Genomic DNA, 12,523 nt, shown 5'->3' with positions numbered 1-12,523 from the left:
AGCCCGGCAGGCGTTCAAGGACGATGGAGCGACCACCGGGCAGAATCAGACGGTTCCAGACCAGCAACACGCGGCGCTGCCCGAACCCAACCCCATCGTCATACTGGCCGATGATGCGGGTGCCCTGCGGGATCAGCAGCAGGCTGCCGGTCGGGCTGTCATAGACATTTTCCGTCACCTGCGCGGTGATCTGACCGGGCAGATCGGAACGAATGCCGGTGATGAGCGCGGCGGGGATCACCGCGCCTGCTTGCAGGATCTAGGGCGATGCTGGCGGTACGACACGATCCGTCGCGACGGTCTGCCGGTCCACGGGACCGCCGAGAAACGCCGCGTTGCGGTTCTGCGTCGCGGGCTGCCCGCCAGTGTCGAGACCGGCAAGGCTTGGTATGGCCGCGCCCGTTGCTGCTCCCGTTCGCGGGCCGGATTGGAAGAACACGCCGCTCATGCGTGCGGCTTCTTCTTCCGCCAATCGCCGCTGCTCATCGGGATCGGGCGCAGGTGCCAAGATGGCTGGTGGGACAACCGGTTGCCCCCGATTTTGCGCATCGAGAATTGGGCCGCCGAGATCACCTGGCAAAGGGGCCCCGAGCGCCGGGCCGGAATAATCAGAGGGAAGCCCGTTGAGACCATCCGCCGTGGTGCGGTTCTCGGTGGAATAAAGTTCCTCGCCCATCCCGCTTCGTTCCGATCCTTGCAGGGCATAGATCAACGCACCTCCGATACCGAGCAGCAAGATACCGCCCAGTCCCGCCAGCACCTTGCGCGAAAGACGCGTGACACGGGGTTGCTCGGCGCGCAGGCGCATGGGGGCAGCATTATCGGTCATTGTGGCGCTCCGGGGTGGATGGTACGGCGGTCTGGCGTTCAGGCTGCATCCGCACAATCCGCACCACCTGCTGACGGTTGCCGGACCCGAGGCGCAGTTCCGCCGCGCCGAACAATCGGTCGACAATCAATACGTTGCGATAAATCCGACTGTTAACGATCTGCGGCTCACCCTCAGGGCCGATCACAAATAATGGCGGCATCTCGCCTTGGGCGATGCCTGACGGGAAAATGACATAGACCCGGCGGCCATCATCGAAGACGGATGTGGGCCGCCAGGGCGGGTTGTCCCCCCGGATCTGCAACCCGTAGCGGTGGTTGCGCGCTGAAACTGGCGGGATGCGCGGGGTGGCGGGCGCGGCCTGCTGCGATCCCGGCGGAGGAGCAGGATATGACCATGACACTGCGGGCATGCCGTCATCCCGCCCCGCAAGAACGCAAAGCCATGGAAGACCAGCACCGCCGGAGCCGTGGCCCGCAACGAGGCCCTGCGGGCTTCGAAGTATCTCGGCCGGGCCCTTTGGCGACGATGGAGCGGATACCACCGCCGAAGCCGCGTCGAGACGAAGATGCACTGTGTGAAGTTGCTGGGGCAGCGCCTTATGGCGCGGGACTTCGACCGTCAGGTCGCCGAGTTCCAGGTACGCATCGCCGTCCTGAACGGATACACCGCGCTCGGCATACCCGTCACGGAAGCTGTGGCATAAGTCCGTCCGGGGAAAGGGGAACCCCGACCATCAGCCGATTTGTGCAACAGAGCCCACCCGGGGGACCCGGAACGCGCGGAAGGGGCGATGTTGGACATCTGTCGATCGGTATGGTGCTCAGCCCTCGTATTGCACGAAGGCGAAGCGGCGGCTGTCTGGGGACCAGGATGGCACATTGATTGTTCCCTGACCGCCGAACAGGGCCAGAAGCACACGTGGCGCGCCGCCTTCGGCGGGCATCAGGCGCAGTTCGACATTTCTTTCGGCGGGATGCCCGCGCGTGCCGCTCTCGTAGGACAGATAGACGACGCAGGAACCGTCGGGCGAGGGATGCGGGAACCAGTTGACCCGATCGTCGTCGGTCATCTGCTCCGGACCGCCGCCATCGGGACGGACGCGCCAGAGCTGGACGGAATCGTCCCGTTCACCGTTAAACCAGATCCAGCGCCCGTCGGGCGTGTAGTCGGGGCCGTCGCAATGATCGAAACCCGAGGTGACCTGCGTTTCCGCGCCGCCATCGACCGGACAGGTGTAGATCTGGAATGTCGCGCCGCGTCTGGCGGTATAGGCCAGCCGCTTCCCGTCGGGCGACCAGCCGTGCCAGTAGGACGGGACGGCCCGGGTCACGCGGCGCGGCGTGCCGCCGCCGGCCGGCAGCGTATAGATGCAACTGCCATCGGTTTGCGTGGAATCGCTGATCGCCAGCAGGTCGCCATCGGGCGAAATGCCATGATCGTTGTTGAGGCGGCTGGCAAAACCGGTGTCGATCTCGTGCAGGGCCGGCGCGTTCAGCGCAACGCGGTAGAGCCGGCCGCCGCCATTGACGATCAGCGCCGCGCCATCGGTCGTCCAGTTGGGCGCCTCGATATGCCGGCCGGTTTCCATGACGGTGCTGGCGGCTCCGGTGGTCAGATCGAAGAAGCTAAGGATGGATTTCATGGCATGGGTCCTTGCATGGATGCCGGCATATTCGCCAAGCAGCCCGGAAAAGCGCGATCTTCAAGCGCGACATATCCGGCCTTGGTGCGGTTGAGGGCATCAGCGGACCCCTGGCCGGGTAGTCGGCAACCGACAAGGCCGTCTGGAGGAACGCCTGATGCCGGCCTTCTGTAACTAACCCGGCAAGGCCGCTGCGTCCATCGCCACGGAATGGATTCTTGCAAACATTCGCAATATTCTGCATAGATACGCATATTGTTGCATTTAACCCGCAGGATTCCTTCCGTGACAGGTCCGGCTCTCAATACACCAGAAGCGCGGCAGGGGCTGCTCAGGGATCGTGCCGCCGCCGGCGCGGCGCTGGTTCTGGCCGATCTGGCGCGGGAATTCGGTGTTTCCCCCGACACGATCCGGCGCGACCTGCTGGCGCTCGAGACCGGGGGCGTGGTGCAGCGAGTGCGCGGCGGTGCGCTGCCGGTCAGCCGGCCTGTCCGCCCCCTGCGCGAACGCCTGCAAACGGCCAATCCCGTCGCCGAACGTCTTGCCGCCGCCGCCCTGCCGCTGATCGAGGATGGCATGGTCCTGCTGATGGACGGCGGCACCACCGTGATCCGGCTTGCGCAATCCCTGCCGCCGCTGCCACGCGCGCTGGTGGTGACGCCGACCCCGGCCATCGCCATGGCGACGCTTGGCGCGGGGATCGAGACCATGCTGATCGGCGGACGCATCTCGCCGTTCGGCGGTATCGCCGTCGGGGCGGACGCGGTTGCCGCGGTCGAAAGGGTGGTCGCCGATCTCAGCTTTCTGGGCGCCTGTGGGCTCAATGCGGATTTCGGCCTGTCGGCCGACGATATCGACGAGGCGGCGCTGAAACGCGCCATGGCCGGTTCGGGCCGCAGATCCATCGTCATGACCGGGCAGGCCAAGCTCGGGCGCCGGGCCCGGCACCGGGTCTGCGGCTGCGACGAACTCGACATTCTGATAACCGACGCGCCGCGGGAAACCGCCGCGCCCTTCATCGAAAGAGGACTCGATGTCCGAACTGTCTGATATCCGGGTATCCATCCGGACCCCGTGGCGCGCCGTCGCCGCGATCTTCGCGCTCAACGGCGTGCTGCTGGGCACCTGGGCGTCGCGCATTCCGGCCATCATGCAGGCCAACGACATCGGCGAGGGGACATTTGGACTGCTGCTGCTGGTCATGGGCGCGGGTGCGCTGATTTCCTTCCCGTTTTCCGGGCGGCTTTCGGATACGCTCGGGGCGTACCGGGTCACGCGGGCGATCGCCTTCGCCTACCTGCCCGCGCTGCCGCTGCTGGCACTTGCCCCGTCGACAGGCTGGCTTGCCGTCGCACTGTTTCTGTTCGGCATCACCCACGGGTCGATGGATGTGACCATGAACAGCTGGGCGACCGAGGTCGAAAAGGGCATGGGCCGGTCCGTCATGTCGTCGTTCCACGCCATGTGGAGCCTCGGCGGCGGCCTCGGTGCGGCGACCGGCGCCGGGGCCGTGGCGCTGGGGCTCTCGGTGACACTGCACTTCGTGCTCGCCTCGCTGATCTTCGGCACCATCTTTCTGTGGATGTCGCGAATCGACTGGGTATCGCAGACGCGGGCGCACGATCCCGGCGCGCCGGTCTTCGCCCTGCCGCGCGGCGCGCTGGTGTTGCTGGGCGTCATGGCGCTGGCCTCGGGCGCCGGCGAAGGCTCGGTCGTCGACTGGAGCGCGGTTTTCCTGACCACCGAGCTTCACGTCGACGAGGCGAGCGCGGCACTGGGCTTCACGGTCTTCTCGATCGTCATGGTGGCAATGCGGATGGTGGTGGACCGCCTGATTACCATCTTCGGCCCCGTTACCGTCGCCCGAGTCAGCGGCGTTTCGGCGGCTCTCGGGCTGACGCTCATCGTATCGAGCAGTGCGCTCGGCACGGCACTTGCGGGTTTCGCGCTGATGGGTATCGGCTATGCCGCTGTCTGGCCGATGGCCTTTACCCGTGCCGCCTGCGATCCGGTGGTTCCGCCCGGTCAGGCCATCGCCAGTGTCGCGACGCTGGGTTATGGTGCGATGCTGATCGCGCCGCCGGTCATCGGGTTCATTGCCGAGACCTTCTCGCTGCGTGTCGCCTTCGCCCTTCTGGCGATGCTTGCGCTTCTCGTCACCCTGCTGGCGCGGGTCCTGAAGACGGACTGAGGCGGTCGCGGCCGACGCGCGGAAGCCGCACCTTGCCGGCAAACTGACGCCGCAGGGCAGCATGGCTCTGGCAGGTTCGGCAAAGCGCAACTAGGCTCGTGTCATGATCCACTACGCGACGACGCGCATGATTTCCCTGAGCCTGTCGCTCGTTGCGGCAAGTCTGGTGATTTTCACCGTGGTCGAGGTGATCCCCGGCGATCCGGCGGCTTACATGCTGGGCCTGAACGCCTCGGACGAGACAGTGGCCGCCCTGCGCACCGAGCTCGGGCTCGACGGCAGCGCGACCGAACGCTACCTGCGCTGGGTCGGCGGCCTGCTGCATGGCGATTTCGGAACCTCCTATACCTACCGTGTGCCGGTATCGGAACTGGTCGCGGCACGGCTGTGGATATCGCTGCCGCTGGCGCTTCTGGCACTGACGCTTTCGACGGTGGTCGCGGTGCCGGTCGGCATGATCGCCGCCGCACGGCGCGGGCGGCCGGTGGATTATGGTATCATGGCCTTCACCCAGCTTGGAATCGCGGTGCCGAACTTCTGGTTCGCAATGCTTCTGGTGATGGTTCTGGCGATCAGATGGCCGGTCTTTCCCGCCGGCGGATTTCCGGGATGGGATGCCGGGCCATGGCCGGCGCTCAGGGCGCTGACCCTGCCGGCGGTGGCGCTGGCCCTGCCACAGGCGGCGATCCTGGCGCGCGTCATGCGATCATCGCTCATCGAGACGCTGGGGCAGGATTATATCCGCACAGCCCGCGCCAAGGGCCTGACCGAGGGGCAGGCGATCCGCAACCACGGCACGCGCAACGCGCTGATCCCGGTGCTTACCATCATCGGCTTGCAGTTTTCCTTTCTGCTCGCCGGGGCGATCATCATCGAAAAGGTCTTTTTCCTGCCGGGCCTCGGGTTGCTGATCTTTCAGGGTATCACGCAGCGCGACCTGATCGTGGTGGAATCGGTGGTGATGCTGCTGGTCTTCGCGGTGATCGTCGTCACCTTTCTGGTCGATCTGGCCTATGCGGTCGCCGACCCCAGGTTGAGGCATGCGCGATGAGGCTGCCGGCGCAACTGATCCTGGGGGCGTTGCTCTTTGGCGTGTTCCTCGCCGCCGCGCTCGTCTCGCTGGTCTGGACACCGCATGAGGTCACCACGCTGGATATCGCGGCAAAGCTGTCGCCGCCGGGGCCGGGGCATCCGCTTGGCACCGATCACCTCGGGCGCGACATGCTCTCGATGCTGATGGCCGGCGCACGGACCTCGATCGCGGTTGCTCTGGTTGCGGTCGGGATCGGCATCGCGCTCGGCGTGCCGCTGGGGCTGGCGGCGGCGGCCAGCCGTGGCAGCCTGTTCGACGAGATCATCATGCGCGGCAACGATCTGATCTTTGCCTTCCCGTCGCTTGTCATCGCCATCCTGATCACCGCCGTCTTCGGCCCCTCGGCCCTCAACGCGATCGTCGCCATCGGCATCTTCAACATCCCCGTTTTCGCACGGGTCGCGCGCGGTGCGGCGCTGTCGATCTGGCAACGCGAGTTCATCATGGCGGCCCGGGTGGCGGGCAAGGGATCGGCGATGATCTCGGCCGAACACATCCTGCCCAATATCGCCAACCTGCTTGTGGTTCAGGGAACGATCCAGTTCTCCATGGGCATTCTGGCCGAGGCCGGGCTTTCCTATGTCGGGCTCGGCGCGCAACCGCCGACCCCGTCCTGGGGGCGCATGCTGGCCGATGCGCAGACCTTCTTCTACTCCTACCCTCGTCTTGCCGTGCTGCCGGGCCTGTGCATCGTGCTGACGGTGCTGGGCCTGAACCTGATGGGCGACGGGCTGCGCGACCTTCTGGACCCGCGCCTGCGGAGGCGTGTCGGGTGATCCGGGCGGACGGCCTTTCGCTGACCATTAGCGGCACGCCGATCCTGCGCGACGTCTCGTTCGGTATCGAAGCGGGGCGGACGCTGGGGCTGGTGGGGGAAAGCGGCTCGGGCAAGTCGATGACCGCCTTTGCGGTGATGCGCCTTCTGCCGCATGGGGCAGTGCTTTCAGGATCGGTGGCGCTGGACGGGCGCATTCTGACCGACCTGTCGGAGCGGCAGATGTGCGCGGTGCGTGGTGCGGGGATCGGCATGATCTTTCAGGAGCCGATGACGGCGCTGAACCCGGTTCGGACCATCGGCGATCAGGTGGCCGAAACCCTGCTTGTCCATGCTGCGGCGACCCGTTCCGAGGCGGCCGGCATCGCGCGGGCGCTGCTGGATCGTGTCGGCCTGACGGCGGACCGCTTTCCGCTCGACCGGTACCCGCACGAGCTTTCGGGCGGTCAGCGGCAGCGGGTCTGCATCGCGCTGGCCGTGGCGCTGCGCCCCAGACTGCTGATCGCCGACGAGCCGACAACCGCGCTCGACGTGACCACACAGGCGCAAATCCTGACCCTGATCCGCGAACTGGTGGAGGACGAGGGCATGGCATGCCTGTTCATCACCCACGATCTGGCGGTGGTGGCCGAAATGGCCGACGAGATTGCGGTGATGCAATCGGGCGGGATCGTCGAACGGGGGCCGACCCGCGCCATCCTGCACCGCCAGCACACCCCCTATACCCGCGCGCTTTTCGAGGCTTCGCGCCACCGTCCGGCCCGGCTGGCAATACCCACCGATCGGCCGTTGCTTCAGGTGCGCGACGCGGTGCGCGACTATCCCCTGCGGCGCCGGCGGCTTTTCGGGTCGCGGCCGCATTTTCGCGCGGTGGACGGGGTGAGCTTCACCCTGAAGCGGGGCGAGAGCCTTGGGCTGGTGGGGGAATCCGGCTGCGGCAAATCCACCCTCAGCCGCGCGATCCTCGGCCTCGAACCGTTGCAGGGCGGTTCGATCCGGCTTGACGACAGGCCTGTTTCGCCCTCCATGCCACCCGATCTGCGGCGGCGGATGCAGGTTGTGTTTCAGGATCCCTATGGCAGTTTCGATCCGCGCCACCGCGTCGGGCGACTGATCGCCGAGCCGTTTCATCTGACCGGGCGTCCGCCTGATCTGCCAAGCCGTATCGCCGGGGCGCTGGAAAGCGTCGGGCTTGCGGCGGCGGACGCCGGGAAGTTTCCGCACGAATTCTCGGGCGGGCAGCGGCAGCGCATCGCCATCGCCCGCGCGCTGATAGCCCGTCCCGAACTGATCGTGCTGGACGAGGCGGTCTCGGCGCTCGATGTCCGGGTGCGGGCGCAGATCCTCGATCTGCTGGCCGATCTGCAGCGGCGCTTCGGGCTTACCTATCTCTTCATTTCCCACGATCTGACGGTCGTGCGCGCAATCACCGACCGTGTGCTGGTGATGCGGGCGGGCAGGATCGTCGAGCAGGGCGAGACCGAGCGCGTCTTTTCCGCCCCGGCCGATCCCTACACCCGCGCGCTGCTCGAAGCGGCGCCGGTACTGCCGATGGCGGCGGAATAGCGCGGGGGCTTGCCCATCCGCCCGTATCTGCCAATCTGCCCCGGTTCAGTGTGGAGGGGATCATGAGCGGGGCAACGGCGGGCTGGTTCGACAGCCGCGAGATGTTCATCGACGGCGCATGGCGGATGCCGGCGGAAACGCTGCCACTCGAAGACCCGTCGACCGGCGGGCAGATCGGCGCCATTGCGCGCGGTGGCGCCGGTGATATCGACGCTGCGGTTGCCGCCGCCCGCGCCGCGCAAACCGGTGAATGGGGCCGGGCCACCGCTGCCGAGCGTGGGCGCGTGCTGATGCGCATCGGCGAAATGGTCCGCGCGAGGGTCGACGAACTGGCCCGGCTCGAAGCCATCGATGTCGGCAAGCCGCTGACACAGGCGCGCAACGATGCCATTGCGCTGGCCCGTTACATGGAGTTTTACGGCGGCGCCGCCGACAAGCTGATGGGAGAGACGATCCCCTATCTGGACGGATACACCGTCTATACCCTGCGCGAGCCGAGGGGTGTGACCGCCCATATCGTGCCGTGGAACTACCCGATGCAGATCATCGGCCGGTCGGTCGGCGGGGCACTGGCGGCGGGAAACGCCACCGTCCTGAAACCGGCGGAGGAGGCCTGTCTGACCGCGCTCGCCTTCGCCCGCATCGCCGGGGAGGCCGGGCTTCCCGCCGGGGCGCTCAATGTCGTGCCGGGACTGGGCGAGGAGGCCGGGGCGGTCCTGTCGGCCCACCCGGGAATCGATCACATCTCGTTCACCGGCTCCCTGCCGGTGGGCCGCGCCGTGCAGCGGGCTGCGGGTGAAAACGTCGTTCCGGTAACGCTGGAACTGGGCGGCAAATCCCCGCAGGTGGTGTTCGAGGATGCCGATCTGGATGCGGCGCTGCCGTTCCTTGTCAATGCCGGCATCCAGAACGCCGGACAGACCTGTTCGGCCGCCTCACGCATCCTGATCCACCGCGCCCGGTTCGACGAGGTGGCGGGCCGGATGGCGGAGCGCTACGCCACACTCCGGGTCGGGCCGGCTCTGCGCGATCTGGAGGTCGGGCCGCTGATTTCGGCCCGCCAGAGGGAAATCGTCGAGGGCTACATCCGGCGCGGCGCCGACCTCGACCTGCTGGCGCAGGGTCGGATTGCCGAAGATGCGCCCACCGGCGGACATTACGTCGCGCCGCGCCTGCTTTCGGGCGCCGCGCCCGGCCATGTGCTTGCGCAGGAAGAGATTTTCGGCCCGGTCCAGATGCTGCTGCCGTTCGAGAGCGAGGACGAGGCGGTGGCGATCGCCAACGGAACCGGGCTGGGGCTGGTCGCGGCCGTCTGGACAGGCGACGGTGCGCGCCAGATGCGGCTGGCGCGACGCCTGCGTGCCGGACAGGTCTTTGTCAACAACTACGGCGCGGGTGGCGGGGTCGAACTGCCCTTCGGCGGTGTGGGCAAATCGGGCCACGGCCGCGAGAAGGGGTTCGAAGCGCTTTATTCCTTCACCCGGCTCAAGACCGTCGCCTGTCTGCACGGCTAGCCCCGCCGGGGCATGATGTGCCACCCCGGCAAAACGCCGCCCGGTGTGGATTGTTGTTGTGATCGGCCGCGATGCGGTGTCTGCTGAACCGGCCCGTGCAGACGGGCAATGGGAGGGGAGCAATGCGACTGGAAGGAAAGACGGCTGTCATCACCGGCGGCGGCTCGGGGTTTGGCGCCGGCATCGCGCGCAAGTTCGCGTCCGAAGGTGCCCGCGTCATGGTGGCCGACATCAATATCGAAAACGCCCGCAAGGTGGCGGACGAGATCGGCGGCGTGCCGCAGTTCACCGATGTGGCCTTTGGCGGCTCGGTCAAGGACATGGCCGAAGCGGCGATCGCCGCCTTCGACAGGATCGACATCCTGGTCAACAATGCCGGGATCACCCACCTGCCCGAACCGATGGAGGATGTGAGCGAAACCGCGTTCGACCGGGTTTTCGCGGTCAATGCGAAATCGGTCTACAACACCGCCCTGCACGTCGTGCCGCACATGAAGGCCAGCCGCTCGGGCACGATTCTGAACGTCGCCTCGACGGCGGGCATATCGCCCCGGCCCCGGCTGACATGGTACAACGCATCCAAGGGCTGGATGATAACCGCGACCCGTTCGATGGCGGTCGAACTGGCGCCGGCCGGCATCCGCGTGAACGCGCTGGCACCGGTGGCCGGCGAGACGCCGCTCCTGGCATCGTTCATGGGCGAGGACACGCCCGAGATGCGTGAGAAATTCCTTTCGACAATCCCCATCGGCCGTTTTTCGACCCCGGAGGATATGGGCAACGCGGCCTGTTACCTGTGTTCGGACGAGGCCGCGATGGTGACCGGAAGCGTGCTGAAGGTCGATGGTGGACGGTGCATCTGAACAGGAGGAGACAGCCATGAGACCCGGAAAGAAGAACCTGATTACCGACGTGCCGGGCATCAGGGTCGGCAACGCGAGCGACGACCTGCTGAAGTCCGGCGTGACCGTCGTGGTCGGGGACGAACCGATGAATGCGTCGGTCAGCATCATGGGCGGCGCCCCGGGCACGCGCGAGACCGATCTGCTGGCCGCTGACAAGATCGTGCAGCAGATGGATGCGCTGGTTCTCGCCGGCGGCTCGGCCTTCGGGCTCGATGCCGGCTCGGGCGTGGCCGACGGGCTCCGGATGGCGGGACGCGGCTTCAAGGTAGGTACCCAGCGGGTGCCTATCGTGCCGGCGGCCATCCTGTTCGACCTGCTGAACGGCGGCAACAAGGGCTGGCAGGAAAACCCCTACAAGGCGCTGGGGCGCGAGGCACTGGAATCGGCCGGTACCGATTTCGGGCTTGGCACCGTCGGGGCCGGCACCGGGGCAACCACGCGGACACTCAAGGGCGGGCTCGGCTCCGCATCGCTGGTGCTCGACAACGGGATCACGGTCGGGGCGATCGTCGCGGTCAACGCGCTTGGCGATGTCGTGGGCAGCAGCGGCCCGGAATTCTGGGCGGCGTCGTGGGAATTCGGCGACGAGTTCGGCGGCCTGGGCCCGATCGGGAAACACAATCCGGCGCTCGAACCCGGCATGAAGCCTGGTCAGGCGACGACGCTGGCCATTGTCGCCACCGATGCCGATCTGACGCAGGCGCAATGTCTTCGCATGGCGACCGCCGCCCATGACGGCATCGGGCGCGCGGTCGTCCCGGCGCATACCCCGCTTGACGGCGATCTCGTCTTTTCGGTGGCCACCGGTGCGCGCCGGCTGGAGGACGAACTGGTGGGAACGATCGTGCTGGGCCATGCCGCGGCCATCTGCGTCACCCGTGCGATCGCGCGCGGCGTCTATTTCGCGCGTTCCGCCCTTGGCGATCCGGTTCCGACATGGGCCGACCGGTACGGACACGCTATCAGCCGCTCTGCATGACCGGAGAGATCCTGCGCGGTGGCCGGGGTCAGCCCCCGGCCGCCATGCTCAGCATCTGTTGTACCATGGCGCTTTCGGGATCGGCGAGCGGTTCGATCACGTCGAAATGGTGCCGTCCCTCGACGACCCTCAGATCCGATTTCATCCACGCATCTGCCATGCGGATGGACTGATCCAGAAAGGCCGGCCGCTCCGAACCGCCCACGACGATCAGCACGGCACAGGGCGGTGCCGGCCAGTTGATCGGGCTTTCGGTCTCGGCTTCGTCCGGGTCGATGCGCAGGTATTCGTTCATCGGCAGCATCAGCAACGGGTTGAGATCGGCCAGCGGCGAGATCGGCAGAACACCGGCGATCCGGGCGCGCAGCGCATCGGGCAGGTCCACGTCCGGGCAAACCATCCGCATCGTCAGGTGTCCGCCGGCGGAATGGCCGGCAATCAGGACCGGCCCGGTCACCTCGGCCGCCATCACCGGCATGGCGCGGGCAAGCGATCGGGTGATTTCGGCGATACAGGCCTCCGGCGCCAGCGGATAGGAGGGGATGGCCACCGCCCAGCCGTTGCCAAGCGCGCCGGCGGCCAGATGCGACCAGTCCTTGCGCCCTGAAAGGTGCCAGAACCCGCCATGCACGAAGACGAGCAGCCCCCGCACCGCCGTTTCGGGAAAAAACAGGTCGTATTTCTGTCGCTCACCCGGTCCGTAGGGGCAATCGAGCCTTTGCAGCGCGCGCGGCCATCTGGCACGAAAACTGGCCGCCGCCTTCGCCCAGCGGTCGAAATAGCTGTGACCCTCGGGAATGAAATCGGCGTTATCGTAAGACGTCGTATCGACCATCGTCGAGCCCTCTCGTCTGGGGGTGCGGATAATCCGGCTCGAGAGGCATTTTTGCATAGATTGGGGTGCGACGACTCTGTTGCACAAATCGGCTGATGGCCGAGGCTCCCCTTTCCCGGACGGACTTATCCCACGGCCTCTGTGACAGATATGCCGAGCGCGGTGAAGCCGTTCATGACGGCAACACGAAC

The 12,523-nt window shown here is 66.7% G+C and carries 10 protein-coding genes and 3 pseudogenes; 9 read left to right on the top strand and 4 right to left on the bottom strand.

Annotated elements, in window-relative coordinates:
* Together ACK5IR_RS00160 and ACK5IR_RS00155 are read right to left on the bottom strand one after the other, a co-directional pair.
* Positions 1–829: pseudogene (locus ACK5IR_RS00160) on the bottom strand (TrbI/VirB10 family protein); the annotation flags it as partial.
* Positions 819–1,241 (bottom strand): annotated as a pseudogene (locus ACK5IR_RS00155) (TrbG/VirB9 family P-type conjugative transfer protein); the annotation flags it as partial. The pseudogenes ACK5IR_RS00160 and ACK5IR_RS00155, both read right to left, overlap by 11 nt.
* On the opposite strand from ACK5IR_RS00155, the pseudogene ACK5IR_RS00150 reads away from it, so the two are divergent.
* Positions 1,239–1,535 (top strand): annotated as a pseudogene (locus ACK5IR_RS00150) (transposase); the annotation flags it as partial. The pseudogenes ACK5IR_RS00155 and ACK5IR_RS00150 overlap by 3 nt on opposite strands.
* 117 nt (positions 1,536–1,652) lie before the next feature.
* Here the strand turns inward: ACK5IR_RS00150 and ACK5IR_RS00145 are convergent.
* Positions 1,653–2,474 (bottom strand): TolB family protein, encoded by an 822-nt coding sequence (locus ACK5IR_RS00145; protein ID WP_416924678.1) that lies wholly within the window; start codon positions 2,472–2,474, stop codon positions 1,653–1,655.
* A 285-nt stretch (positions 2,475–2,759) separates the two neighbouring features.
* Between ACK5IR_RS00145 and ACK5IR_RS00140 the strand changes: the two genes are divergently transcribed.
* The 8 genes from ACK5IR_RS00140 to ACK5IR_RS00105 all read left to right on the top strand — a co-directional run bounded on the left by ACK5IR_RS00140 (position 2,760) and on the right by ACK5IR_RS00105 (position 11,497).
* Positions 2,760–3,524: a DeoR/GlpR family DNA-binding transcription regulator gene (locus ACK5IR_RS00140; RefSeq protein ID WP_416924676.1), complete on the top strand. Its 765-nt coding sequence runs from the start codon at positions 2,760–2,762 to the stop codon at positions 3,522–3,524.
* A complete protein-coding gene (locus ACK5IR_RS00135; protein ID WP_416924674.1) occupies positions 3,508–4,665 on the top strand; it encodes an MFS transporter in 1,158 nt (385 codons plus the stop codon). The genes ACK5IR_RS00140 and ACK5IR_RS00135 overlap by 17 nt, the downstream gene beginning before the upstream one ends.
* A gap of 103 nt (positions 4,666–4,768) precedes the next feature.
* Positions 4,769–5,716: an ABC transporter permease gene (locus ACK5IR_RS00130; RefSeq protein WP_416924672.1), complete on the top strand. Its 948-nt coding sequence runs from the start codon at positions 4,769–4,771 to the stop codon at positions 5,714–5,716.
* Between the two features lie 2 nt (positions 5,717–5,718).
* A complete protein-coding gene (locus tag ACK5IR_RS00125) occupies positions 5,719–6,534 on the top strand; it encodes an ABC transporter permease (RefSeq protein ID WP_416924680.1) in 816 nt (271 codons plus the stop codon).
* Positions 6,531–8,099: an ABC transporter ATP-binding protein gene (locus tag ACK5IR_RS00120; RefSeq protein WP_416924670.1), complete on the top strand. Its 1,569-nt coding sequence runs from the start codon at positions 6,531–6,533 to the stop codon at positions 8,097–8,099. The genes ACK5IR_RS00125 and ACK5IR_RS00120 overlap by 4 nt, the downstream gene beginning before the upstream one ends.
* Positions 8,100–8,161: 62 nt before the next feature.
* Entirely contained in the window at positions 8,162–9,613 is a 1,452-nt protein-coding gene (locus ACK5IR_RS00115) for an aldehyde dehydrogenase family protein (RefSeq protein ID WP_416924668.1), read from the top strand.
* A gap of 122 nt (positions 9,614–9,735) precedes the next feature.
* A complete protein-coding gene (locus tag ACK5IR_RS00110; protein WP_416924666.1) occupies positions 9,736–10,476 on the top strand; it encodes a glucose 1-dehydrogenase in 741 nt (246 codons plus the stop codon).
* Positions 10,477–10,492: 16 nt separating this feature from the next.
* Complete coding sequence (locus tag ACK5IR_RS00105; RefSeq protein WP_416924664.1) at positions 10,493–11,497, top strand: P1 family peptidase; 1,005 nt, start codon at positions 10,493–10,495, stop codon at positions 11,495–11,497.
* 28 nt (positions 11,498–11,525) lie between these two features.
* Here ACK5IR_RS00105 and ACK5IR_RS00100 read toward each other — a convergent pair whose 3' ends face one another.
* A complete protein-coding gene (locus tag ACK5IR_RS00100; protein ID WP_416924662.1) occupies positions 11,526–12,332 on the bottom strand; it encodes an alpha/beta hydrolase in 807 nt (268 codons plus the stop codon).
* Positions 12,333–12,523: the final 191 nt, after the last annotated feature.

It is taken from the genome of Tropicimonas sp., from assembly GCF_047971885.1.
Lineage (GTDB): Bacteria > Pseudomonadota > Alphaproteobacteria > Rhodobacterales > Rhodobacteraceae > Tropicimonas.
Note: the sequence above shows the minus strand (reverse complement) of the source record. Positions and strands in the feature narration are given on the sequence as shown.

Bases quoted from the DNA above. Each gene is read 5' to 3' on its own strand.
- ACK5IR_RS00110 (WP_416924666.1), top strand. From the start codon at position 9,736: ATGCGACTGGAAGGAAAGACGGCTGTCATCACCGGCGGCGGCTCGGGG.
- ACK5IR_RS00145 (WP_416924678.1), bottom strand. From the start codon at position 2,474: ATGAAATCCATCCTTAGCTTCTTCGATCTGACCACCGGAGCCGCCAGC.
- ACK5IR_RS00115 (WP_416924668.1), top strand. From the start codon at position 8,162: ATGAGCGGGGCAACGGCGGGCTGGTTCGACAGCCGCGAGATGTTCATC.
- ACK5IR_RS00135 (WP_416924674.1), top strand. From the start codon at position 3,508: ATGTCCGAACTGTCTGATATCCGGGTATCCATCCGGACCCCGTGGCGC.
- ACK5IR_RS00130 (WP_416924672.1), top strand. From the start codon at position 4,769: ATGATCCACTACGCGACGACGCGCATGATTTCCCTGAGCCTGTCGCTC.
- ACK5IR_RS00105 (WP_416924664.1), top strand. From the start codon at position 10,493: ATGAGACCCGGAAAGAAGAACCTGATTACCGACGTGCCGGGCATCAGG.
- ACK5IR_RS00100 (WP_416924662.1), bottom strand. From the start codon at position 12,332: ATGGTCGATACGACGTCTTACGATAACGCCGATTTCATTCCCGAGGGT.